This window comes from Catellatospora tritici (assembly GCF_019083965.1).
Taxonomy (GTDB): domain Bacteria; phylum Actinomycetota; class Actinomycetes; order Mycobacteriales; family Micromonosporaceae; genus Catellatospora; species Catellatospora tritici.
Map to the genome: position 1 here is coordinate 478,273 of NZ_JAHRCY010000003.1, position 24,054 is coordinate 502,326.

General features: G+C 71.5%; 22 protein-coding genes. 16 read left to right on the forward strand and 6 right to left on the reverse strand.

Annotated elements, in window-relative coordinates:
- Positions 1 to 48 precede the first annotated feature (48 nt).
- The gene (locus KUA19_RS09305) at positions 49 to 3,015 is read right to left on the reverse strand and encodes an EAL domain-containing protein (protein ID WP_217395726.1); all 2,967 of its coding nucleotides are present in this window, start codon (positions 3,013 to 3,015) and stop codon (positions 49 to 51) included.
- Positions 3,016 to 3,147: 132 nt separating this feature from the next.
- A complete protein-coding gene (locus KUA19_RS09310) occupies positions 3,148 to 4,287 on the reverse strand; it encodes a class I SAM-dependent methyltransferase (protein WP_254549001.1) in 1,140 nt (379 codons plus the stop codon).
- A gap of 168 nt (positions 4,288 to 4,455) precedes the next feature.
- Between KUA19_RS09310 and thrS the strand changes: the two genes are divergently transcribed.
- From thrS to KUA19_RS09335, 5 genes are all read left to right on the forward strand, one after another.
- Positions 4,456 to 6,504, forward strand: coding sequence for a threonine--tRNA ligase (thrS, locus tag KUA19_RS09315; RefSeq protein WP_217395727.1), 2,049 nt, complete (start codon positions 4,456 to 4,458; stop codon positions 6,502 to 6,504).
- Positions 6,501 to 6,971, forward strand: a complete 471-nt coding sequence (locus KUA19_RS09320; RefSeq protein WP_217395728.1) for a GNAT family N-acetyltransferase — start codon at positions 6,501 to 6,503, stop codon at positions 6,969 to 6,971. The genes thrS and KUA19_RS09320 overlap by 4 nt, the downstream gene beginning before the upstream one ends.
- A complete protein-coding gene (locus KUA19_RS09325) occupies positions 6,968 to 7,468 on the forward strand; it encodes an HIT family protein (RefSeq protein ID WP_217395729.1) in 501 nt (166 codons plus the stop codon). Before KUA19_RS09320 ends, KUA19_RS09325 begins: the two co-directional genes overlap by 4 nt.
- A 57-nt stretch (positions 7,469 to 7,525) precedes the next feature.
- Positions 7,526 to 8,236, forward strand: a complete 711-nt coding sequence (locus KUA19_RS09330; RefSeq protein WP_217395730.1) for a VOC family protein — start codon at positions 7,526 to 7,528, stop codon at positions 8,234 to 8,236.
- A 146-nt stretch (positions 8,237 to 8,382) separates the two neighbouring features.
- On the forward strand, positions 8,383 to 9,177 hold the full coding sequence (locus tag KUA19_RS09335) for a polysaccharide deacetylase family protein (protein WP_308167395.1): 795 nt from the start codon (positions 8,383 to 8,385) through the stop codon (positions 9,175 to 9,177).
- 147 nt (positions 9,178 to 9,324) lie between these two features.
- Here the strand turns inward: KUA19_RS09335 and KUA19_RS09340 are convergent, their stop codons facing one another.
- Positions 9,325 to 11,484: an elongation factor G-like protein EF-G2 gene (locus KUA19_RS09340; RefSeq protein WP_217395731.1), complete on the reverse strand. Its 2,160-nt coding sequence runs from the start codon at positions 11,482 to 11,484 to the stop codon at positions 9,325 to 9,327.
- A gap of 137 nt (positions 11,485 to 11,621) precedes the next feature.
- On the opposite strand from KUA19_RS09340, the gene pgsA reads away from it, so the two are divergent.
- The 5 genes from pgsA (at position 11,622) to pdxS (ending at position 15,889) form a co-directional block, all read left to right on the forward strand.
- Positions 11,622 to 12,257: a phosphatidylinositol phosphate synthase gene (pgsA, locus tag KUA19_RS09345; protein ID WP_217395732.1), complete on the forward strand. Its 636-nt coding sequence runs from the start codon at positions 11,622 to 11,624 to the stop codon at positions 12,255 to 12,257.
- Positions 12,254 to 13,150: a phosphatidylinositol mannoside acyltransferase gene (locus KUA19_RS09350; protein WP_217395733.1), complete on the forward strand. Its 897-nt coding sequence runs from the start codon at positions 12,254 to 12,256 to the stop codon at positions 13,148 to 13,150. The genes pgsA and KUA19_RS09350 overlap by 4 nt, the downstream gene beginning before the upstream one ends.
- 1 nt (position 13,151) lies before the next feature.
- Positions 13,152 to 14,306: a glycosyltransferase family 4 protein gene (locus KUA19_RS09355; RefSeq protein ID WP_217395734.1), complete on the forward strand. Its 1,155-nt coding sequence runs from the start codon at positions 13,152 to 13,154 to the stop codon at positions 14,304 to 14,306.
- A gap of 44 nt (positions 14,307 to 14,350) precedes the next feature.
- Positions 14,351 to 14,830 (forward strand): hypothetical protein, encoded by a 480-nt coding sequence (locus tag KUA19_RS09360; protein ID WP_217395735.1) that lies wholly within the window; start codon positions 14,351 to 14,353, stop codon positions 14,828 to 14,830.
- Positions 14,831 to 14,980: 150 nt separating this feature from the next.
- A complete protein-coding gene (pdxS, locus tag KUA19_RS09365; protein ID WP_212831205.1) occupies positions 14,981 to 15,889 on the forward strand; it encodes a pyridoxal 5'-phosphate synthase lyase subunit PdxS in 909 nt (302 codons plus the stop codon).
- 158 nt (positions 15,890 to 16,047) lie between these two features.
- On the opposite strand, the gene KUA19_RS09370 is transcribed toward pdxS, so the two are convergent.
- A complete protein-coding gene (locus KUA19_RS09370) occupies positions 16,048 to 16,518 on the reverse strand; it encodes an Lrp/AsnC family transcriptional regulator (RefSeq protein ID WP_217395736.1) in 471 nt (156 codons plus the stop codon).
- A 60-nt stretch (positions 16,519 to 16,578) separates the two neighbouring features.
- On the opposite strand from KUA19_RS09370, the gene KUA19_RS09375 reads away from it, so the two are divergent.
- The 4 genes from KUA19_RS09375 to KUA19_RS09390 all read left to right on the forward strand — a co-directional run bounded on the left by KUA19_RS09375 (position 16,579) and on the right by KUA19_RS09390 (position 19,692).
- Positions 16,579 to 17,871, forward strand: coding sequence for a trans-sulfuration enzyme family protein (locus tag KUA19_RS09375; RefSeq protein ID WP_308167396.1), 1,293 nt, complete (start codon positions 16,579 to 16,581; stop codon positions 17,869 to 17,871).
- Between the two features lie 36 nt (positions 17,872 to 17,907).
- Positions 17,908 to 18,516: a pyridoxal 5'-phosphate synthase glutaminase subunit PdxT gene (gene pdxT / locus KUA19_RS09380; RefSeq protein ID WP_217395738.1), complete on the forward strand. Its 609-nt coding sequence runs from the start codon at positions 17,908 to 17,910 to the stop codon at positions 18,514 to 18,516.
- Positions 18,517 to 18,556: 40 nt separating this feature from the next.
- Entirely contained in the window at positions 18,557 to 19,309 is a 753-nt protein-coding gene (locus KUA19_RS09385; protein WP_217395739.1) for a YebC/PmpR family DNA-binding transcriptional regulator, read from the forward strand.
- Between the two features lie 95 nt (positions 19,310 to 19,404).
- Positions 19,405 to 19,692, forward strand: a complete 288-nt coding sequence (locus KUA19_RS09390) for a 4a-hydroxytetrahydrobiopterin dehydratase (protein ID WP_217395740.1) — start codon at positions 19,405 to 19,407, stop codon at positions 19,690 to 19,692.
- A gap of 120 nt (positions 19,693 to 19,812) precedes the next feature.
- Here the strand turns inward: KUA19_RS09390 and KUA19_RS09395 are convergent, their stop codons facing one another.
- Complete coding sequence (locus tag KUA19_RS09395) at positions 19,813 to 20,592, reverse strand: VOC family protein (protein WP_217395741.1); 780 nt, start codon at positions 20,590 to 20,592, stop codon at positions 19,813 to 19,815.
- 296 nt (positions 20,593 to 20,888) lie between these two features.
- Here KUA19_RS09395 and KUA19_RS09400 point away from each other — a divergent pair, with 296 nt between their 5' ends.
- Both KUA19_RS09400 and KUA19_RS09405 read left to right on the forward strand, forming a co-directional pair.
- A complete protein-coding gene (locus KUA19_RS09400) occupies positions 20,889 to 22,487 on the forward strand; it encodes an MFS transporter (RefSeq protein ID WP_217395866.1) in 1,599 nt (532 codons plus the stop codon).
- Positions 22,488 to 22,499: 12 nt separating this feature from the next.
- A complete protein-coding gene (locus tag KUA19_RS09405) occupies positions 22,500 to 23,108 on the forward strand; it encodes a TetR/AcrR family transcriptional regulator (RefSeq protein WP_217395742.1) in 609 nt (202 codons plus the stop codon).
- A 71-nt stretch (positions 23,109 to 23,179) separates the two neighbouring features.
- Here KUA19_RS09405 and KUA19_RS09410 read toward each other — a convergent pair whose 3' ends face one another.
- Positions 23,180 to 23,950, reverse strand: a complete 771-nt coding sequence (locus tag KUA19_RS09410; protein ID WP_217395743.1) for an alpha/beta fold hydrolase — start codon at positions 23,948 to 23,950, stop codon at positions 23,180 to 23,182.
- Positions 23,951 to 24,054 lie beyond the last annotated feature (104 nt).

The window sequence follows — 24,054 nt, forward strand, 5'->3', positions numbered from 1 at the left end:
CGATCAGGAAGTCGTGCCGCCGACACGCCGTCGAACCGTGCCACAAGTTCATGATCGGCTGAGGGAGGGGGTGAGGAGGCGGAAGGCGGCGTCGGGGGGGACGGGGCGGGAGAAGAGGAAGCCCTGGCCGTAGCCGCAGCCGACCTGAATCAGCCGGTCGCGCTCCTCGGGGGTCTCGATGCCCTCGGCGATGAGCTCCAGGCCGAGGTTGCGTCCCATCAGCACGATGGTGCGGACCAGCTCGCCGCTGCGCCGGTCGGTCGACAGCCGCGACACGAACGACCGGTCGATCTTCAGGGCGTCGATCGGCAGGCGGTGCAGCGCCTCCAACGACGAGTACCCGGTGCCGAAGTCGTCGATGTAGAGCCGGCAGCCGACCTCGTGCAGCGCGTCGAGGATGTCGCGGGCCGGGCCGACGTTCTCCATCACCACGCCCTCGGTGATCTCGATGGCGAGGCTGCCCGGGGGCAGGTCGTGTCGGCGCAACGCCCCGGCGACGTCGTCGAGCACGGTGCCGGCCCAGAACTGGCGGTTGGACACGTTCACCGCGATGGACAGCCCGGCCGGGGTGCCCTCGCGGTGCCAGGTGGCCAGCCGCCGCGCGCACTCGTCGATCACCCAACGCCCGATCGGCACGACCAGGCCGGTCTCCTCGGCCACCGGCATGAACGCGCCCGGCACCAGCAGCCCGCGCACCGGGTGCCGCCAACGGATCAGCGCCTCGAACGAGCGCACCGCCCCCGTACGCAGCGCGACGATGGGTTGGTAGTGCACCTCGAACTCGTCACCGTCGATGGCTTGGCGCAGTTCGGTCTCGATCTGCATCCGGCTCACCGCGCGGTCGTGCATGGTCGTGTCGAACATCGCGTGGCGGCCCTTGTGCGCCGACTTGGCCGAGTACATCGCGATGTCGGCGTCGCGCAGCAGGTCCTCGGCGTTGAGGTAGCGACGGCTGCTCATGGTGATGCCGATGCTCGCGGTGACCACCACGTCCTGGCCGTGCAGCTGGAACGGCTGCGTCAGCACCCGGTGCAGCCGCTCGGCCACCTGCGCCGGGGTGTGCGGGGCGTCGATCTCGTCCAGCAGCACCAGGAACTCGTCGCCGCCGAAGCGGGCCACGGTGTCGGTGTCGCGCAGCGCGCCCTTGATCCGGCGGGCGACCTGTTTGAGCAGCCGGTCCCCGGCGGAGTGACCCATGCTGTCGTTGACCACCTTGAACCCGTCGAGGTCGAGGAAGAGCACGCCGAACGGGCGGCCGTGCGGGCGGCGGAACTGGCGCATCGCCTGGCGCAGCCGGTCCAGGAACAGCGAGCGGTTGGGCAGTCCGGTGAGTTCGTCGTACAGCGCGGCGATGCGCAGCTGCTCCTTCTGCCGCAGCGACTCGCTCAGCAGCGCCTGCCGGTCCAGCGCCACGGTGAGCAGCGCCGCCCACTGGTTGAACGATTCCCGGCCGGTCGCGCCGGTGGTCGACACCCGGTCCACCACGGCCAGCCAGCCCCAGTCGCTGGTGCCGTTCTTGACCGGCACCACGAACGTCACCAGGCCGTCGCCGAGCAGGCGCGGGTGGCACAGCCGCGCCGGCGGGAACTCGCTCACCGGCAGGGACGGTTCGGCGGCGGCGGGCGAGGCGTGTCCGGCCTCGAACAGGCTGGCCACCTCCAGCACCGGGTCGGCCTGGGTCGGCGGCAGTCCGCCCGCCCACAGGCCCAGGCAGCCGGCGCGCACCTCGGTGCGGCCCAGCCACTCCAGTCGGGCCGGTTCGCGGTGCCCCCGCAGCAGGTCCATGCCGACCTCGTACTGGACGCTCAGGTCCTCGCGCAGTCCGGCGCTCTCGTGGAACAGCGTCCGGCCGCGCATCTGGGTCAGCGCCAGCAGCACCGGCATGGCCTGCGCGCCGTGGCAGCGGATGAGCTCGGCCACCTCGTACAGCACCTCGGCCCGGCCGCCGAGCCGCAGCAGGTCCGTCAGCGCCGCCCGCAGGCCGGACGCGGCCGAGGTGTCGGCGGGGGGCACGTCGGCGTCGCAGCCGACGCCTCGGTCCCGCGCCGCCGCGACCACTGTCTCGGCGGCGCGCCTCAGCACGATCGTGTCCGCGGCGGACAGCGTGCCGTGCACCGGCGTGACCAGCTCGGCGATCCGGTCGGCGAGGTGTTCCGGCCGCTCCGGCACGGCCTGCGCGTACGGCGTACCGGCACAGCCGCACGACTCGCGCACGATCAGCGAGGTCGGCACCGTGATCCGGCCTTGGGGCGGCGGCTGGCCGTCGATCATCGCCAGCAGGGTGCGGGCGGCCGTCTTGCCGATCATGTCCATGGGCTGGCGGACACTGGTCAGCCTGGGCGTCAGGTACGACGACGAGCGGATGTCGTCGTAGCCGATCACGGCCTGGTCCTCGGGCAGCCGCAGGCCTGCCTGCTCGAACACGCGCATCAGGCCCGCCGCGTTCTCGTCGGCGGCGCAGACGACCGCGGTCGAGGGCAGGCCGTCGGTGATCATGAGGCGGGCCGCGGCCTCGCCGCCCGACGTCTGGTTGTCCGTCGCCGGGTAGACCAGGCGCGGGTTGTACTCCAGGTCGTGCTGGCGCAGTGCCGCCTGGTAGGCCTCGTGGCGCTCCTGCACATCCACGGTGCCCAGGTGCCCGACGAACGCGATTTGCCGGTGCCCGTGGGCGACCAGGTGCGCCACCGCCTCGCGGACGCCGGTGCGGTTGTCGGGCATGACCACGGGCAGGTCGAGGCCGGGCATGGGCTGGCTGACCAGCACCACCGGCAGCCCGGCCGCGCGCAGCTCGGCCAGGTAGCGAGGCGACACGGCGCGCAGCACCACGACGAATCCGCGCACGTGCCGCGAGGCCACCGGGTGCACGAGCTCGCTCGGCTCGGTGATCTCGATGTGGTCGGTGCCCGCGTCGAGCGTCTGGACCGCGATGACGCTCGTCCCGGCCTCGGCCGCCGTCGCGACGATCCCGGACAGCACGCCACCGAAGTACCAGCCGCCGAGAAAAGGCGACAGCACACCGACCGCCGGTGGGAAGTCCGCGGCGGTCCGTCGTCCAGACAGACCGTCGGGACGAGCCACTGGCGAAGCGGCGTCCGGCGACACCTACAGACGGTACCGCGCCAACCCGGACATACTTCGGAAAATGGTTCAAGGCATGCGGAGCACCCACCGGTACGCCTGCACCAGGCCGGTGTCGAAGCTCGCCGCCGAGCCCCACAGGAACAGCCGGAACCGCCGGTACAGCGGATCGCCCCAGCGGCGCACCACCTCGTCGCGGGCCGCGTCGAGCCGCCGCGCCCACTCGGCGCAGGTCAGGTGGTAGTTGTGCCGGTCGTCCTCGACGCTGACCAGCTCGAACGGCGACCGGGCCACCTGGCGCAGGTACGAGTGCAGCACCAGCGGCGAGGACTTGCCCGGGTAGATGTAGCGGCTCATGAACGTGGACACCCGGTGCTTGGCCCGCATCGCCAGCGCGTCGAGGTAGACGTGCCCGCCCGGACGCACCAGCTCGGCGTACTTGCGCAGGGTGGCGCGGTAGTCGGGCAGGTGCTCGGTCACGCCCATGTTCACGATCGCGTCGTAGCGGCGCGGCGCCTCGTAGCGCAGCAGGTGCTGCCGGACCACCTGGGCGGGCAGCTGCTCGCGGGCGAACAGGTCGGACAGGTAGCGCTCGGACTCCTCGGCCAGCGTCAGCGTGGTGACGTGCACGCCGTGGCGGGCGGCATACTCGGAGAAGGCGCCCCAGCCGCCGCCGACCTCCAGGATGTGGTCGCCGGGGGAGACCTTCAGCGACTCCAGCGCGAGCTTCATCTTGCGGGTCATCGCGTCCTCGAGCGGCTCGTCGTCGCGCTCGAACACGCCCTGGGTGTAGCAGCGATGCCGGGAGTCCATGAAGGTGAGGAAGAACTCCGACTCCTCGTCGTAGTGCGCCGAGATGGCCCGCCGGTCGTGCTCGGCCCCGCCGAACCGCAGCGCCGGGGCGAACCGGGCCAGCCAGGCGATGGGGTGGCGGTCGTGGAACATGCCGCGGATCTTGAGGGCGGCCATCAGGTCGCCCTCGAAGTCCAGCCAGCCGCGCAGGTAGGCCACGCCGATCTGGAACTGGTCGAGCCCGGCCAGCGCCTTGGCGCCACGCGGGTCGGTGACCACGACGGTGAAGGCGGGATCGCCGGTCCCGACGGTGTGCGCCCCGTCCGCGTGACGGACCGCGAACGGGGTCGCGGACCGGCCGGAGAAGTATTGCTGGAAACGACGGTCCAGCGTACGACCGAGATCAATGCTCGTCATAGCGCCAATGTAATGGCGGTGAAACGACCCCGAAAGGGGTCACGGGTGAACGCGGCACGACGGGAGCGGCCCACGGCACCGGCTGACCGGTAACCGGCATGATCGGTACGCCCGATAGCATGGCCGGAGCCGGACAAACCGCTGAGACCACTCTTCAAGGAGATCATCGTGAGCGCACCGATCAGCCCGCCCGCCGCCGACCCCGTCGTCGTCGCGGCCGGGACGACGTGCGCCGACGCGATCGCCGCGGCGGGCCTGCCGGTCAACGGCGCCAAGGCGATCGTCGTGGTCCGCGACCCGGAGGGCCGCCTGCGCGACCTCGACTGGGTCCCGTCGGTGGAGACCTCGGTGGAGCCGGTCGCGATCGACTCGCCCGACGGCCTCAACGTGCTGCGCCACTCGACCGCGCACGTGCTGGCCCAGGCGGTGCAGGACGTGTTCCCGGAGGCGAAGCTCGGCATCGGGCCGCCGATCGAGAACGGCTTCTACTACGACTTCTCCGTGCCCAAGCCGTTCCACCCGGACGACCTGGACAAGATCGAGAAGCGGATGCAGGAGATCGTCAAGTCCGGCCAGCGCTTCCAGCGGCGCCGGTTCGACTCCCTGGAGCAGGCCAAGGCCGAGCTGAAGGACGAGCCGTTCAAGCTCGAACTGGTCGACATCAAAGGCGACGCCGGCGACGACGTGATGGAGGTCGGCGGCGGCGAGCTGACCATCTACGACAACTTCGACGCCAAGACCGGCGACCGCCGCTGGGGCGACCTGTGCCGGGGCCCGCACCTGCCCAGCACCCGCCTGATCGGCGCGTTCAAGCTGATGCGCTCGGCCGCGGCGTACTGGCGCGGCTCGGAGAAGAACCCGCAGCTGCAGCGGGTCTACGGCACCGCGTGGCCGACCCGCGACCAGCTCAAGGACTACCTGAAGCTGCTGGAGGAGGCGGCCCGCCGCGACCACCGCAAGCTCGGCACCGACCTGGACTTGTTCAGCTTCCCCGACGAGATCGGCTCGGGCCTGGCCGTCTTCCACCCCAAGGGCGGTGTGATCAAGCGCGAGATGGAGGACTACGTCCGCGCCCGCCACATCGAGGAGGGCTTCCAGTACGTCGGGACGCCGCACATCACCAAGGAAGGCCTCTTCCACACCTCGGGTCACCTGCCCTACTACAAGGAGACCATGTTCCCGCCGATGGACATGGAGGGCAGCGACTACTACCTCAAGGCCATGAACTGCCCGATGCACAACCTGATCTACCGCTCGCGCGGCCGGTCCTACCGCGAGCTGCCGATCCGGCTGTTCGAGTTCGGGTCGGTGTACCGGTTCGAGAAGTCGGGCGTCATCCACGGCCTGACCCGGGTGCGCGGCTTCACCCAGGACGACTCGCACTCCTACGTCACCAAGGAGCAGGCGGCCGCCGAGATCAAGCACCTGCTGGACTTCGTGCTCGGCCTGCTCAAGGACTTCGGCATCACCGACTTCTACCTGGAGCTGTCCACCCGCGACGACACCAAGCCGGACAAGTTCGTCGGCTCGGAGGAGGACTGGGCGACCGCGACCGCGGTGCTGGAGCAGTGCGCCGTGGAGACCGGCCTGCAGCTGGTGCCGGACCCGGGCGGCGCGGCCTTCTACGGCCCGAAGATCTCGGTGCAGGCCAAGGACGCGATCGGCCGCACCTGGCAGATGTCGACCATCCAGTACGACTTCAACCAGCCCCGCGGCTTCGAGCTGGAGTACCAAGCCGCCGACGGCACCCGCCAGCAGCCCGTGATGATCCACTGCGCCAAGTTCGGCTCGATCGAGCGCTTCATCGGCGTGCTCACCGAGCACTACGCGGGTGCCTTCCCGGCGTGGCTGGCGCCGGTGCAGGTGGTCGGCATCCCGATCCGCTCCGACGACGAGGCCGGGCACACCGCGTTCCTGTACGACTTCGTCGCCCGCCTGCGCAAGGAGGGCATCCGGGCCGAGGTCGACGCCTCCGACGACCGGATGCAGAAGAAGATCCGCAACGCCCAGCAGCAGAAGATCCCGTTCATGGCGATCGTGGGCGACCAGGACCTGGCCGACGGCACCGTGTCGTTCCGCTACCGCGACGGCTCGCAGCGCAACGGCGTGAGCCTGGACGAGGCGGTCGCGCACGTGGTCGAGGTGGTGCGCTCGCGTACCAACGCCGGTCCGTCCGCCGGTGTGGCCGAGGTTGTCGAGGCGGGCGACGCGGCGTGAGCACGCGCACGCACGAGGCCGGGTACGTGCTGGACACGGACCCGGCCCGGCTCGATCTCGACGCCGTCGAGCAGTGGCTGCTGCGCGAGGCGTACTGGACCTCCGGCCGCGACCGCGAGGTCATGGTGCGGTCGCTGGCCGGGTCCACGGTCTACGGCCTCTACGCGGCCTCCGGTGCCCAGGTCGGCGTGTTCCGGGTGGTCACCGACGGCGCCACCTTCGCCTGGCTGTGCGACGTCTTCATCGACACCGCGCACCGGGGACACGGGCTGGCGCAGTGGGCGGTGGCGGTGATCCGCGACGAGCTGCAGGCGCTGGGCGTACGCCGGATCATCCTGGCCACCGCCGACGCGCACGGCGTCTACGCCAAGGTCGGGTTCGCCCCGATGGCCCGGCCTGAGCGCTGGATGGAGCTCGACACCCGGCCGGTGATCCCGACCATCGCCCCGCGGCAGGCCGCGGCATGAGCACCGCCGACCCCGACGGCCTGGAGCGGCTGTGGACCCCGTGGCGGATGGCCTACGTCAGCGGCGGCACCAAGCCGGAGGGCTGCCCGTTCTGCGTCGCGCCGCAGACCGACCCGGACGGGCTGGTCGTGGCCCGGGGCGAGGCGGTGTACGCGGTGCTCAACCGATTCCCGTACAACCCGGGGCACCTGCTGATCTGCCCCTACCGCCACATCGACGACTACCCGGAGCTCGACCTGGCCGAGACGGCTGAGCTGGCCGAGTTCACCAAGACGGCGATGCGGGTGGTCCGCAAGGTGTCCAACGCGCACGGGTTCAACATCGGCCTGAACCAGGGCAGCGCCGCGGGCGCCGGGATCGCCGCGCACCTGCACCAGCACGTGGTGCCGCGCTGGGGCGGCGACAACAACTTCCTGCCGGTGGTGGGGCGGACCAAGGCGCTGCCGCAGTTGCTCACCGACACCCGCGACCTGCTGCGGGCGGCCTGGCCGAGCTGACGGGTCTCCTGTCGAGCCGACGGGTCGTTGTCGTACCCGTCGGGAAGGATCGGGGCCATGATTGGCACCCTGTACAGCGTCGTACTCGACACACCTGACCTCAAGGGACTCAGCTCGTTCTACGCGTCCCTGGCCGACCTGACCGAGAAGTACGCCGACGAGAACTGGGTCTCGCTGCGGGCCGCCGACGGCACCAGGCTGGGTTTCCAACGCGCCGACGACCATGTGCCGCCGCGCTGGCCCGACCAGGCCCACCCGCAGCAGCTGCACCTCGACTTCCGCGTGCCCGACCTGGTCGCCGCAGTCGAGCGGGCCGTGGCGCTGGGCGCGACCCGGCTGCCGGGCGGCGGTGACACGTACACCGTGCTGGCCGACCCGTCCGGGCACCCGTTCTGCCTGTGCCAGGGCGAACCCGACGGCGACACGACCATCGCCGACGTGGCCCTGGACTGCCCGGCCGCGGGCGAGCTGGCCCGCTTCTACAGCGGACTGCTCGGACTGCCGGTGACCTGGGAGGGCGAGGGCGGCGCCATGATCAGCGCCGACGGCAAGCTCCCGGTCATCTTCCAGCAGGTCGAGAACTACTCGGCACCGCGCTGGCCGGACCCGGCCCACCCGCAGCAGCTGCACCTGGACATCGAGGTCGCCGACATCGAGGCGGCCGAGCGGCAGGCACTGGCGTTGGGCGCGGTGCGCCTGCCCGGCGGCGGTGACAACTTCCGGGTTTACGCCGACCCGGCCGGTCACCCGTTCTGCCTGGTCTGGTAACCCCACCGACCTGTCAAGATCAACGGAGTTGCCGGGCAATCGGGCGTATCTTGACCGGTTGGGCGCCCGATCGCCCGGCAACTTGAGCGATCACGAAACACGGGAATCGGCGCCGTGGCGCCACGCGAGGCCGCACCATCGGCGTTGTGGGGTTATCGCGGCGGGGGCTGCTGCGCGGGGGGCTCGTCGGGCTCGGCGGCGCCGCGGCCGGGGTCGCCGCGGCGCGCGGTCGGGACTGGGTCGGTCCGGACCGGTTGCCGCTGGACGGGGGGTTCGCCCCGGCAGGCAACGAGCTCGGCTGGCACGAGCGCGGCGCGGTGAGCGTGCTGTGGCACGTGCGCACCGAGCAGCCGCTGGTGGCGCTGACCTTCGACGACGGCCCGGCGCCGGACTGGACGCCCCGGGTGCTCGACACCCTCGACCGTCTCGCCGTCCCGGCCACGTTCTTCCTGGTCGGCGAGCGGTTGCGGCGCCACGCCGCCCTGGTGCGCGACCGGTACGCCCGGCATGAGGTCGGCAATCACACCTGGGCGCACAAGGACCTGGCCCAGCGCGACGAGAAGGGCGTACGCGACCAGCTGCGGCGCTGCCACGACACCGTCGCCGACGTGCTCGGCCGGGAACCGACCCTGCTGCGCCCGCCCTGGGGGCATCTGGGCGGTACCACGCTGACGGTGGCCGAGGAGCTGGGCTACGACGTGGTGATGTGGTCGCAGCGGATGCGTGAGGAGGCGTTCGCGGCCGACCCGGGCGGGATCGTGGCCGACACCGTTGCGGCGGCCCGGCCGGGGGCGGTCATCCTGGCCCACGACACGGGCGGGCGGGGGCGGTTGATCACCATCGACTACCTCGCCGACATCGTCGCCGGCCTGCGCGACCGCGGCCTGCGTCCGGTGACCGTCTCCGCCCTGCGCGCGGCGGCGACCCCGCACCTTCCCTGATTGACGGTGGCCTATGCGGAGGAAAGTACGGGTGCGGTGGCGCACTTGGCATTGACGCTGGCCTATCCGGAAGACGGAAATCGTCGAGTCGTCTTCTGGATAGGCCAGCGTCAATGTAAAACGAGGTGTGGGAGAGGATGGGAAGGGTCAGCGGGTGGTGTGTTCCTTGCGGGCCTGGTCGGCCAGGTGGCTGGGCATGGGCTCGTACCGGGCGAACTCCCGGGTGAACATGCCCGCCCCGGCCGTCATCGACCGCAGATCCACCAGGTATCGCTGCAGCTCCAGCGCGGGCACCTCGGCCCGGATCTGGGTGCGCTCGCCGCCCGACGGGTCCGACTCCGACCCCAGCACCCGGCCGCGGCGCCCGGACAGGTCGCTCATCACCGCGCCGACCGCCGTGTCCGGCACCGTGATCACCACCTCGTCGACCGGCTCCAGCAGCGCGATCTGTGCCTTCTCCGCCGCGTCCTTGAGCGCCATGCTGCCCGCCGTCTGGAACGCCGCGTCGGAGGAGTCGACGCTGTGGGCCTTGCCGTCGACGAGCGTCACCCGGAAGTCGACTACCGGATATCCGGCGACGATGCCCCGCTCGGCCTGGGCGCGTACGCCCTTCTCGACGCTGGGGATGTAGTTGTGCGGGATCGCCCCGCCCACGATCTTGTCGACGAACTCGATCCCGGTGCCGCGCGGCAGCGGCTCCAGTTCGATCGCGCACACCGCGTACTGCCCGTGCCCACCGGACTGCTTCACGTGCCGGCCGTTGCCGCTGGCCGCGGCGGTGAACGCCTCGCGCAGCGCCACCTTCGCCGGTTCGGTGCTCAGCTCGACACCGCCGGTGCGCAGCCGGTCGAGCACCACATCGGCGTGGGCCTCGCCCATGCACCACAGCACCAGCTGGTGGGTCTCCGGGTTGCGCTCCAGCCGCAGCGTCGGGTCCCCCGCGACCAGCTTGGCCAGGTTCTTGGCCAGCGCGTCCTCGTCGGAGCGGGTCTTGGGCACCACCGCGACCGGCAGCAGCGGCTCGGGCATCCGCCACGGCGCCACCAGCAGCGGCTTGTCCTTGCCGGAGATGGTGTCGCCGGTCTCGGCGGCGTTGGACTTGGTGATCGCGCAGATGTCACCGGCCACGCACAGCGGGACCTCGCGCAGGTTGGCGCCGAGTGGGGAGTACAGGTGGGTGATCCGCTCGTCGGCGTCGTGGTCGGGGTGGCCGCGCTCGGCCAGCCCGTGGCCGCTGATGTGGACCGGGGTGTCGGGGCGCAGCGTGCCGGAGAAGACCCGGACCAGGCTGACCCGGCCCACGTACGGGTCGACGGTGGTCTTGACGACCTCGGCCACCAGCGGCCCGTTCGGGTCGCACTCCAACTCGTCGCGGGGTGCGCCGTCGACACCGGTGACGGCGGGCAGCGGGTGCTCCAGCGGGGTCGGGAAGGCCCGGGTCAGCAGCTCCAGCAGGGCGTCCAGGCCGACGCCGGTGGCGGCGCAGACCGGCACCACCGGGTGGAAGTGGCCCCGGGCGACCGCCTTCTCCAGGTCGTCGACGATCACCTGCTGGTCGATGTCCTCGCCCGCGAGGTATCGGTCCATTAGGGTCTCGTCCTCGCTCTCGGCGATGATGCCTTCGAGCAGCTCGCCGCGGGACTCCTCGATCGCGGGCAGGTGCTCGGCGTCGGGTTCGCGCACCTGGGGCGGGTAACCGCCGGAGTAGTCATACACCCGCTGGGTGACCAGGCCGATCAGGCCCTCCACCGACTGGCCGTCGTCGCCGTGCATGGGCAGGTACAGCGGCTGGATCTCCTCGCCGAAGACCCGCTGGCACAGCGCCAGCGCCTCGTCGAAGTCGGCGCGCGGATGGTCCAGGCGGCTGATCGCCACGGCGCGGGGCATGCCCACGGCGGCGCACTCGTCCCACAGCGCGGCGGTGGCGGCGTCCATGCCGTCGGCGGCGCACACCACGAACAGGGCGGCGTCGGCGGCGCGCAGGCCCGCGCGCAGCTCGCCGACGAAGTCGGCGTAGCCGGGCGTGTCCAGCAGGTTGATCTTCACGCCGTCGTGGCTGAGCGGAGCGCACGCCAGCGCGACCGAGCGCTGCTGCTTGACCGCGGCCGGGTCGTTGTCGCTCACGGTCGTGCCCTCGGTGACACTGCCCGCCCGGCTGATCGTGCCGGTCGCCGCCAGCAGCGCCTCCACCAGCGTGGTCTTGCCGCTGCCCGCGTGCCCGACCAGCACGACGTTGCGCACCTCCCGCGGCTGCTGCGCGACCTGCGCCGGAGCCTGCGAGACCTTCTCCTTGTCACCGCGCGCCATGCCGCCGCCTCCTGTCCACGTGTTGGTTACTGCATTGTTTCCGATCCCACACCCTTCGGGCGTTCGGACACAACCCTGGCATGCCCGTGTCGCCGCTGTCGGCGCGGGTGGACGCCACCGCTATCGTTAGCGCCATCATGGCGAAGATCTTCAGCGTGGTCGGCAAGGCGGGCACCGCCAGGCTGCTCGACCCCCTCAGCCGGGCCCTGCTGCGCATGGGCGTCAGCCCGAACGCGGTCACGGTGCTGGGCACCGCGGGTGTGCTGGCCGGCTCGTTCACGTTCGTCGCGCACGGCCACTTCCTGGCCGCCACCATCGCGATCACCGTGTGCGCGCTGACCGACGTCATGGACGGGTCGATGGCCCGCCAGCGCGGCACCGCCAGCCGGTACGGCGCGCTGCTCGACTCGACCATGGACCGGATCGCCGACGGAGCGATCTTCGCCGGCCTGATCTGGTGGTTCGCGACCATCGACGACCGGCCGACCCTGCTCGCCGCGCTGATCTGCCTGGTCGCCGGGCAGGTCGTGTCCTACGTCAAGGCACGGGCCGAGGGGCTGGGCATGGCGTGTCACGTCGGCCTGGTCGAGCGCGCCGAGCGGCTGATCATCATCGGTGTCGGCGCGCTGCTGACCTCGGTCGCCGGGCTGAGCTGGGGCCTGCCCGCGTCGCTGTGGCTGCTCGCGGCGGGCTCGATCTTCACCATCTGGCAGCGGATGTGGCACGTGTACAAGTTGGAGCAGGCGCATACCACCGGCGGTGACGCCGCGTGAGGGACCGTCTGGTCGACCTGAGCTACGCCGGCGGTTGGCGGCTGGTGCGGGCGATGCCGCACCGCGCCGCGTCGGCTCTGTTCCGGGCCGGGGCGGACCGGGCCGCGGGCAAGCGCGGACCGAGCGTGCAGCGGCTGGAGCGCAACCTCAGCATCGTGCTGGGCCGCCCGGCGCCGCCGGAGCTGGTGCGCGCCGCGATGCGCTCGTACGCCCGCTACTGGCTGGAAGCCTTCCGCCTGCCCTCGCAGAGCCCCGCCCAACTGCGCGACGGGTTCCGGCTGCACGACTTCGACAAGCTCGTCGCCGCGCACCAGGCCGGGACCGGCGCCATCGTCGCGCTGCCGCACGCGGGCAACTGGGACGCGGCCGGGGCCATGGTCACCGCGCACGGGCTGCCGCTGACCACCGTGGCCGAGCGGCTGCGCCCCGAAGGGCTCTACCAGCGGTTCCTGGAGTTCCGCGAGGGCCTGGGCATGAGCATCATCCCGACCACCGGCGGCAACGGCTCGCCGGTCGACCTGCTCGCCGAGCGCCTGGGCCAGGCGCACATCGTGCCGCTGCTGGCCGACCGGGACCTGTCCGCGCGCGGGGTCGAGGTGGAGTTCTTCGGCGGCCGCACCCGGATGCCCGCCGGTCCGGCACTGCTGGCGCTGCGCACCGGCGCCCCGCTGTTCCTCGTCGACATGTGGTACGAACCCGACGCTCCCTGCGGCCGGGTAGTCGGACCGCTGCCTCTGCCCGATCCCGGCGCCCCCCTCGACACGCGCGTGCGCCTGCTGACGCAGCAGGTCGCCGACGGCCTGGCGCGCGGCATCGCGGCCAACCCGGCAGACTGGCACATGCTGCAGAAGCTGTGGCTGTCCGAGCCGGGCGCCGCCGACCCCAAGGAGTGACGTGCGGATCGGAATCGTCTGCCCGTACTCGCTCGACGTGCCGGGCGGCGTGCAGTTCCACGTCCGGGACCTCGCCGAGACGCTGATCTCCATGGGCCACGAGGTGAGCGTGCTCGCCCCGGCCGACGACGACCAGCCCCTGCCGCCGTACGTGGTGGCCGCCGGGCGGGCGGTGCCAGTGCCGTACAACGGCTCGGTGGCCCGGCTGAACTTCGGCCCGCTGTCGGCCGCCCGGGTGCGCCGCTGGCTGCACCAGGGCGACTTCGACGTGCTGCACGTGCACGAGCCGCTGGCGCCGAGCCTGTCGCTGCTGGCGGTGATGTCGGCGCGGGGGCCGGTGGTGGCCACCTTCCACACCGCGATCACCCGCTCCCGGGCCCTGGCCGCGGTGCAGGGCGTGCTGCAGGTGGTGTTGGAGCGCATCACCGGCCGGATCGCGGTCAGCGAGCTGGCCCGCCGCGTACAGGTCGAGCACCTCGACGGCGGCGCCGTGGAGATCCCCAACGGCGTGGCGGTGGCCCAGTTCGCCGGGGCGACGCCGCTGGACGGCTGGCCGGGGGAGTGCGGGCCGGGACATGGCGGCACCGTCGGTTTCCTGGGCCGGTTCACCGAGTCGCGCAAGGGCTTCGGCGTGCTGGCCAAGGCCCTCGAGGAGCTGATGCCCCGGCGCCCCGGGCTGCGGCTGCTGCTGGCCGGGCCCGGCGACCTGGCCGATCTGGACCTGCCGGACGTGATCAAGCAGCGCACCACGTTCCTGGGCAAGGTGTCGGAGCAGGACAAGGCGCGGATGCTGCGCAGCGTCGACCTGTACATCGCGCCGAACACCGGCGGCGAGTCGTTCGGCATGATCCTCACCGAGGCGATGGCGGCGGGCGCCCCGGTCGTGGCCACCGACCTGGACGCGTTCCGGCGGGTGCTCGACGGCGGCAGGGCTGGAGCGCTGTTCCCCAACGGCGACTCGGCCGCGCTGGCCGAGACCATCTGCGCGCTGCTGGACGACGAGCCGCGCCGCCAGGCGCTGGTCGACCACGCGACCAGGGTGATCTCCGCGTATGACTGGCCGGTGGTCGCCGAGCGCGTGCTGGAGGTGTACAACTCGGCCATCGAGGCGTGCGGTGAGACGGTGCGGGGAGCCGAGCCGCCCGCCGGGTGGTAGCCGGGGACATCACCGCGTCACGAGTCCCCACTACGATGCCCGGCATGGGTTGGGTGATCGGCGTGGTGGCCTTCGTGGTCGTGGGTGCGTCCTACGTCACGTGGGTCGCCGGGCGGGTCGACCGGCTGCACGCCCGCGCCGCCTCGGCCGGGCGGGCCCTGGACTCCCAACTGGTGCGCCGCGCCGCCGCGGCGGCGGTGCTGGCCGAGGCCGCCCCCGGTGACCCCGAGGCCGCCGACCTGTACGCCGCCGCCCGTGCCGCGCTGGACGCCCGCGACGACGACCGCGAGGCGGCCGAGAACGACCTGACCCGGGTGCTGCGCAAGCAGGCGCTGGACCCGGAGTCCCCGGATGGTGCCGCGGTGGTGGCGGCGGGCCGCCGGGTCGCGCTGGCTCGGCAGATGCACACCGACCTGGTACGCGGCGCGTTGGCGGTGCGCGGCCGCCCCCTGGTGCGCCTGCTGCGCCTCAACCGCAAACACCCCCGCCCCTCGTACTTCGACATTGACGACCCGACTGAGTAACCGGGTGTTGTGACGGCTGTCACGTCGCGGGCCACGGGGGTTCGATTGGCTGTCGGGTGGCCCGCGTGGGCGCACGTACCATGGACAGTGCAGGGCTTTGTCCGACAAGCCCGGTAGATACCTTCCGTCCGCGAGGAGAGCCGCGACACCATGTCTGCAACCGAGTCTTCGAACGTACCGGTCACCGGCACCGCCCGCGTCAAGCGCGGCATGGCCGAGATGCTCAAGGGCGGCGTGATCATGGACGTCGTCACGCCGGAGCAGGCGAAGATCGCCGAGGACGCGGGCGCCGTCGCCGTCATGGCGCTGGAGCGCGTGCCCGCCGACATCCGCGCCCAGGGTGGCGTCTCCCGGATGAGCGACCCCGACATGATCGACGGCATCATCGCCGCCGTGTCGATCCCGGTGATGGCCAAGGCCCGCATCGGCCACTTCGTCGAGGCGCAGGTGCTGCAGGCCCTCGGCGTGGACTACGTCGACGAGTCCGAGGTGCTGACCCCGGCCGACTACGCCAACCACATCGACAAGTGGCAGTTCACCGTGCCGTTCGTGTGTGGGGCCACCAACCTGGGCGAGGCGCTGCGGCGCATCACCGAGGGTGCGGCCATGATCCGCTCGAAGGGCGAGGCCGGCACCGGTGACGTCTCCAACGCCACCACCCACATGCGCAAGATCCGCGCCGAGATCAAGCGGCTGACCACGCTGCCCGAGGACGAGCTCTACGTTGCGGCCAAGGAGCTGCAGGCCCCGTACGAGCTGGTCAAGGAGGTCGCCGAGACCGGCAAGCTGCCGGTGGTGCTGTTCACCGCGGGCGGCATCGCCACCCCGGCCGACGCCGCCATGATGATGCAGCTCGGCGCCGAGGGCGTCTTCGTCGGCTCGGGCATCTTCAAGTCCGGCAACCCGGCCCAGCGCGCCGAGGCGATCGTGAAGGCCACCACCTTCTACGACGACCCGGACGTGCTCGCCAAGGTCTCGCGCGGCCTGGGCGAGGCCATGGTCGGCATCAACGTCGACGAGATCCCGCAGCCCCACCGCCTCGCCGAGCGCGGCTGGTGAACTGACCCGTGCACGCAGCGGCCGCCGTCCCCCTCCCGGGACGGCGGCCGCTGTCGTCTGTCGCCGTCGGTCAAGGTCGCGCAAGTTGCCGGGCAATCGGGGGTGATCGGACCCATGATTCGCCCGACTGCCCGGCAACTTTGACGCTGGTCTTGGGCTTACTGGCCGGTGATGTCCCACTTCTTGACGTGGTCGAAGATGAGTTGGGTCTGCAGGTGGGCCACCTCGCGGCGGGAGGTGAAGCCGTCGAGGATCAGGCGCTGCAGGTGGGCGGCGTCGCGAACGGCCACGTGCACCAGGAAGTCGTCCGGCCCGGCGATGTGCGACAGGGCGAGGGTCTCGGGCAGGTCGAGCGCGAACCGGATGAACGGTTCGACGACGTCGCGGTTGTGCGGGCGGACGCGCACCGCGATGTAGGCCTGCAGCGGCCGCCCCAGCGCCGCCGGGTCCGCCTCGGCGTGGAACCCGACCAGCACTCCGCGCCGCTGCAGCGAGCGCACCCGCTCCAGACAGGTCGAGGCGGCCACGTTCACCTTCGCGGCCAGGTCCTTGTTCGAGATCCGCGCATCGTTCTGCAACTCGCGAACAATCGCCAGGTCGATCGTATCGAGTGCGGGGTTCTCGGCCATGCGCCGAATGATATTCAGACCTTGTTGAGCTGTGCCGAAGAACTGCCCATGATCTGCGCCATGACGTACGCCGCCGACACCCGTGCCGTGCACGCGGGCCGCGCCGACCTTGCCGAGCTCGGCGTCCACGCGCTGCCGCTGGACTTCTCCACCACGTACCCGATGCACGACCAGGTCGCCGCGGGCGCGGCGCTGGGCGCCTTCGCCGAGGGCGCGGCCACCGCCGCCACCCCGGTCTACCAGCGCCTCTACAACCCGACCACGGCGCGCTTCGAGCAGGCCCTGGCCGATCTGGAGGGCACCGAGACCGCGGTGTCGTTCTCCTCCGGCATGGCCGCGATCACCGCGGTGCTGCAGGCGGCGTGCGTGCTGTCCGGCAAGCGCCACGTGGTGGCGGTACGCCCGCTCTACGGCGGCACCGACCACCTGCTCGCCACCGGCCTGCTCGGCCTGACCGTGACCTGGGTCGACCAGGACGAGGTCGGCACCGCGCTGCGACCCGACACCGGCCTGGTGATCGTGGAGACGCCGGGCAACCCGACGCTGAGCCTGGTCGACATCGCCACCGTCGCGATCCAGGCGGGCGAGGTCCCGCTGCTGGTCGACAACACCTTCGCCACGCCCGTGCTGCAGAACCCGGCCAAGCTGGGCGCAGCGTACGTGGTGCACTCGGGCACCAAGTACCTCGGCGGGCACGGCGACGTGCTCGGCGGCGTGGTGGCCTGCTCGCAGGAGCGCGCCGCGGCGCTGCGCCAGGTCCGCATCCTCACCGGCGCGGTGCTGCACCCGCTCGGCGGCTACCTGCTGCACCGCGGCCTGTCCACGCTGCCGCTGCGGGTCCGTGCCGCCCAGGCCAGCGCGGCGATGCTCGCGGTCCGGCTGGCCGTGCACCGCGGCGTGGCCAAGGTGCACTACCCGGGCCTGCCCGGCAACGACCCGCGCGGGCTGGTCGGTCGCCAGATGCGCGGCCCCGGCGCGATGATCGCGTTCGAGACCGCCGGTGACGCCGCCGCCGTCGTCTCGCACCTGAAGCTGATCACCCCGGCGGTGAGCCTGGGCTCGGTCGACACCCTGATCGAGCACCCGGCGCTGCTGACCCACCGCCTGGTCGACGAGGCGGGCAAGGCCACCGGCGGCATCACACCGAGTCTGCTGCGTATGTCGGTCGGCCTGGAGGACCCCGAGGACCTGTGGGCCGACCTGGACCAGGCGCTGCTCGCCGCGTCGCGGGTGACTGTCGCCGTCCCGGCCGCGGTGCCTGTCGCCGCGGCGCCCGCCTCGACCGAACCGGGCTGGGCGATGCGGGCCACGTCGGCGCAGGCCGAGCCGGAGGCGCAGCCGGTCGCGGCATAGACTCGAAATACAGTGGATGATCTTCTAGGAGGACCTGTGTCTGATCTCGTCATCGGCGTGCTGGCGCTGCAGGGCGACGTGCGCGAGCACCTGGCCGCGCTGGCCGAGTGCGACGTGATTGGGCGCCCGGTGCGTCGGCCCGAGGAGATCGCGGGCATCGACGCGCTGGTCATCCCGGGTGGGGAGTCCACCACCATGAGCAAGCTGGCGGTCGCGTTCGACGTGTACGAGCCGATCCGCGAGCGCCTGGCCCAGGGCATGCCGGCGTACGGCTCGTGCGCCGGCATGATCATGCTCGCCGACGAGGTGCTGGACGGCCGCCCCGACCAGAAGACCTTCGGCGGCATCGGCATGACGGTGCGTCGCAACGCGTTCGGCCGCCAGGTCGACTCGTTCGAGGCGCCGGTGGTGATCGACGGCCTGGACGGCGACCCGGTCCACGCGATCTTCATCCGGGCGCCGTGGGTCGAGTCGGTCGGTCCGGACGTGGAGGTGCTGGGCCGGGTGGAGTCCGGACCGGCCACCGGTAGGATGGTCGCGGTCCGGCAGGGCAACCTGCTGGCGACCTCGTTTCACCCGGAGCTGACCGGGGACCTGCGGGTGCACCGCCTGTTCGTGGACATGGTGCGTGCCCGGGTCTCCTGACCGCCAGGGGACGCTTCATCTCGCGCTGACGGAGGATCGTATGTCCGGCCACTCAAAGTGGGCGACTACCAAGCACAAGAAGGCGGCAATCGACGCCAAGCGGGGCAAGCTGTTCGCCCGCCTCATCAAGAACATCGAGGTGGCGGCGCGCACCGGCGGCGGGGACCCGACGGGTAACCCGACCCTCTACGACGCGATCCAGAAGGCCAAGAAGAGTTCGGTCCCGAACGACAACATCGACCGGGCGGTCAAGCGCGGTTCGGGTCTGGAAGCCGGCGGCGCCGACTGGCAGACCATCATGTACGAGGGCTACGGCCCCAACGGCGTGGCGATCCTGATCGAGTGCCTGACCGACAACCGCAACCGGGCCGCGACCGAGGTGCGCGTGGCGCTGACCCGCAACGGCGGCAGCCTCGCCGACGCGGGCTCGGTGGCCTACATGTTCTCGCGCAAGGGCCAGGTCATCGTCCCGAAGAACGGCCTGTCCGAGGACGACGTGCTGGGCGCGGTGCTCGACGCCGGCGCCGAGGAGTGCAACGACCTGGGCGAGTCGTTCGAGGTCATCAGCGAGGCCACCGACCTGGTCGGCGTACGCACCGCGCTGCAGACCGCGGGCATCGACTACGAGTCGGCCGAGTCCACCTTCGTCCCCAGCATGCAGGTGCCGCTGGAGGAGGAGGGCGCCCGCAAGGTGCTCAAGCTGATCGACGTGCTCGACGACTGCGACGACGTGCAGAACGTGTGGGCCAACTTCGACATCTCCGACGAGGTCATGGAGAAGATCGAGGACTGACCGGCTTCTCCGATCGGGGGCACTTCTCGCCACAATGTGGGCGAAGTGCCCCCGATCAGCGTGTGCGGCGCCGAATCTCGGACATCATGGTTCCTATGGTCGAACTGTTGAACCCGGGGGAGCTGGAGCGCGGGCTGACCGGCCTGCAGGGGTGGACCGGGGACGTGCACGAGATCTGCCGGACCGTCAACCTGCCGAGTTTCGCCGCGGCGCTGGACGCCGTGGCGCGCGTGGGTGAGCTCGCCGAGCGGATGAACCACCATCCCGACATCGACATCCGCTACCGGACGCTGATGTTCCACTGCGCCACCCATGCCGCCGGTGGCGTGACGGACCTCGACCTGCGCCTGGCCGCCGAGATCGACTCCATCCTCGCCGGGTGAGCACAGCCCGCACGCCCCGCGCGCGGAGGTAAGGAAGGGCACCTTCTTATCGCACGTCAGTGTAGAAGGGCCCTTCCCAACGTCTGCCGCGCGCAGCGGCAAGCCCGCCCGCGACCGCGCTCAGCCCGCCAACCGCTCCGCCACCACCCGAATCACCGCGAACACGCCCCCCTGCGGGTCCTCGCAGACGGCGAAGCGGCCCGGCGGGATGTCGGTCGGCGGTACGCACACGGTGCCGCCCAGCTCGCGGACGCGCTGCGCGGCGGCGTCGGTGTCGGCGACGTGGAAATACACCATCCAGTGCGGCGGCAGATCGGCCGGCCACTCATCGCCCTCCATCGGCATCATGCCCGCGATCGAGCGCCCCGCCACCTGCCATTCGGTATAGGTCACCGACCCGAACGGCAGGTCGTGGGCGTCCCAGCCGAACACGCCGCCGTAGAACTCCTTCGACCCGTCGACGTCGCGGGTGGTCAGCTCGTTCCAGGCCAGCGTGCCGGGCACGCGGAAGACCTGGCCACCGCCACTGGTGCCGGGCTGCCACACGGCGAACATCGCGCCCGCCTGGTCCAGGAAGACCGCCATCTTGCCGTGCCCGTGCACGTCGAACGGCTCCAGCAGCACATTGCCGCCCGCCTCGGCGACCTGCTGCGCCGTCTGCTCGGCGTCGTGCACCTCGACGTACGTGGTCCACAGCGAGGGCTGTCCCTCGCCGCCCTCGATCGGGCCCGCGCCCGCGACGGCGCTGCCGTCGAGGCGGAAGGTGGTGTATCCGCCGGCCTCAGGTTCCGGGGACACCTCCGCCTCCCAGCCGAACAGATCGGTATAGAACTCGGTCGCCGCCTTCAGATCGGTCGTGCTCAGATCGACCCAGGTCGGGACGCCGAATGCGTTGGCCATCAACAACTCCCTCCGCGCAGGGCGGGCAGCGGTGCTCGTCCGCACGACGCTGTCCCGCCACCCGATGGTGGCACGCGAATCAGGCCGAACCTGACGAATCCGACACCATCGCCGTGTCGATAGGACGGTGCTGGTCGGGGCGGTGCGGCCAGGCCGAGACCGGGGTAGGTGTCACCCGTTCGAGCGATGGGGGAGTGTGCTGGGTCACTTTCGATACGGCACCGTTTCGTATCGGTGAGGGGTGGCGTAGCGTTCCCCATACGATACGAGACGTGCCCGTATCGAAACCCTGGGGGATGAACGTGGAATCTGCGCCGCAGACCGCAAACCCGAGACGCTGGGCCATCCTGGCCGTGCTCGTGGTGAGCCTGCTCGTGGTCGTGCTCGACAACACCGTGCTCAACGTGGCGATGCGGACGCTCGCCGACCCCGTCCACGGCCTGGGCGCGACCCAGAGCCAGCTCGAGTGGGCGATCAACTCATACACCCTCGTCTTCGCCGGTCTGCTGTTCAGCTTCGGGGTGCTGGGTGACCGCTGGGGGCGCAAGCGCTTCCTGATGCTGGGCCTGCTGGCGTTCGCGGCGTCGTCGCTGCTGTCGGCGTACAGCCAGGATCCCGGCCAGCTGATCGCGGCCCGTGCCCTGATGGGCGTCGGCGGCGCGGCCATCATGCCGGTGACCCTGTCGATCATCGCGAACGTGTTCGAGCCCCGCGAGCGGCCCAAGGCCATCGGCATCTGGGCCGGCGCGGTCGGCCTGGCCGTGGCGATCGGCCCGCTGCTGGGCGGCTTCCTGCTGGAGCACTACTGGTGGGGCTCGGTCTTCCTGATCAACGTGCCGATCATCGCGCTCGGCCTGATCGCGGTCGCGGTCCTGGTGCCCGAGTCGCGTGACCCCCGGCCGGGCCGCATCGACACCCCCGGCGTGCTGCTGTCGGTGCTGGGCCTGGTCGCCCTGGTGTACGGCATCGTCGACGGCGGCGAGCACGGCTTCGGCCGGGCGAGCGTCCTGGGGTCGATCGCGCTGGGCGTGGTCGTGCTCGCGGCGTTCATCTGGTGGGAGGCGCGCACCACGCACCCCTCGCTGGATGTGCGGCTGTTCCGCAACGCCCGCTTCTCCGCCTCGGTCACGGCCGTCGGTCTGATCTTCTTCGCGGCCATGGGCGGCCTGTTCTTCATCAGCTTCTACCTGCAGCTGGTGCGGGGCTACTCGCCGATGCAGACCGGCGCGCTGCTGGTGCCGTTCGCGGTGGGTCAGCTGGTGTTCTCGCCGCTGAGCAGCACCGTGGTCAAGCGGTTCGGTGTGCGCGCCACCGCGGCGACGGGCCTGCTGCTGGCCGCGGCGACCTTCGGCCTGCTCAGCACGCTGCAGGTCGACACGCCCGTCTGGATCGTGGCGGTGAGCTTCTTCCTGCTGGGCACCAGCATGGCCAACGTGATGCCCCCGGCCACCAACACCATCATGGCCAGCCTGCCCCGCGAGAAGGCGGGCGTCGGCTCGGCCGTGTCCAACACGGTGCGCCAGGTGGCCTCGGCGCTGGGCATCGCGGTGCTGGGCTCGATCGTCGCGGGCATCTACCGGGACCGGGTCGAGGGTGCCACCACGGCGCTGCCGCCGGCGGTGCGCGACGTCGCCGGCGAATCCATCTCCGGCGCGTACGGCGTCGCCGAGCGCCTCGGTGCGGCGGGCAAGTCGCTGACCGTCGCCGCCGACGACGCGTTCGTGCACGCCATGCACTGGGCCTCGATCGGCTCGGCGCTGGTGGCCCTGGTGGCGGCGGCGGTGGTGCTGCGCTGGATGCCCGGTCGGGCCGAAGCCGCCCCGGCGGTTCCCGGTCAGGGCCACCCGGTCGACGACCGGTCGCATCGCGACGCCGAGCTCGCTCAGGTCGGGTAAGGTTCGGTCACCATGACTGAGCTTGCCGACACCACGGCAACGGCGGCTGCGCGGACGCAGGGGCGTCCGCGCAGCTCCCGTGCGCACGACGCGATCATCGAGGCGGTGCTCGACCTGCTCGCCGAGGGCGTCAGCGTCGAGGCGCTGAGCATGGAGGCGATCGCCGCGCGGGCCGGAGTCGGCAAGGCCACCATCTACCGGCGCTGGCCCGGCAAGGACGAGCTGCTGCTGGAGACCTTGGTCAAGCTCAAGGGCACGCCGCCGCAGCCGCGCGGGGAGTCGCTGCGTGAGGACCTGATCCAGCTGCTGGCGGTGGTGGGGCACAAGGACGAGCGCACGGTGAAGATCATGCCGTGCCTGTGGCCGGAAGTGGCCCGCAGCGAGGCGGCCTGGCGGATCTGGCAGGAGATGGCCGAGCCCCGGCGTGAGGTGATGCGCCAGGTGCTGCGGCGCGGGGTCGCCAGCGGGGAACTGCGCGCCGACCTCGACATCGAGATCGCGGTCACCGCGCTGATCAGCCCGGTGCTGATGCACCGCATGCTGCGCTGGAACCCGGCGCTGGACGGCGACGCGCTGCCGGCGCAGATCGTCGACATGGTGCTGCGCGGCATGCTCGCCTGAGCCACGTTCAGCGGACGTAGGAAGGGCACCTGCCACCGCGTGTCGCGGTGAGAGGTGCCCTTCCTCGCTGCTCAGGCTGTGGGGGAGGGTGGCAGGGCGGGGGCGTTGGCGGCGAGGAAGTCGGCCAGGGCCAGGGTGAGCGGGCTGGTGCCGCTGCCGAGCAGCTCGACCCCGTGGAAGGTGCCGGGGCCGTACACCAGCTTCTTCGTGGTGGCTGGGGTGAGGTCGTACAGCTCCTTGGCCATGCGGGTGAAGCTGCCCTCGCCGTCGCCCGCGCCGTAGAACACCGGCATGGTCAGCTTCGGGGCGGCGTCCAGCGCGTTCCCGCTGAACACGGTCGGCGCGGACAGTGCCACCACCGCCGTCGGCGCGGGTGTGACGGTCGGTGCGGCGATCAGCACCGCGGTGCCGCCCATGGAAGCGCCCATCAGCACGATCGAGGTCGCCCCGTCGGCGCGCAGCACCATGGCGGCCGCCGCCACCTGCTGGGCGTTGGTGGAGGATCCGCCGAACGAAACGCCGAAGCTGCCGAAGTCGAAGAGCAGCACCCGGTAGCCGCGCTGCACCAGCACCATGCCGTAGTCGAGCCACTGGCAGACGTCGCCCCCGTTCTGGTGTGCCAGCACCACCCCGGTCCGGCCGGTGCCCAGGATGATCCCGCCCAGGTCGGCGCCGATGTCGGAGCCGAAGCGGGTCTGCCGGACACCGTCGGGCAGACCGCAGTCGGCCCCGGAGTTCAGGCCGGTCGGGCTGGGGGCCGGGGTGGGGGTGCCGGTGCACGCGGTCACGGCCAGTACGGCGGCCAGCGTGCCGAGCGCGGCCAATAGCCTGCGCGGTCTCACCATGTCTCCTCCGAGGGATGCGGGGCGGGAGGCGCCGGGAACGCTCCCACGACATCGTAGTCACCACATAGGACCGTGAAACGGTTGTCGTACGGCGGTGCGGT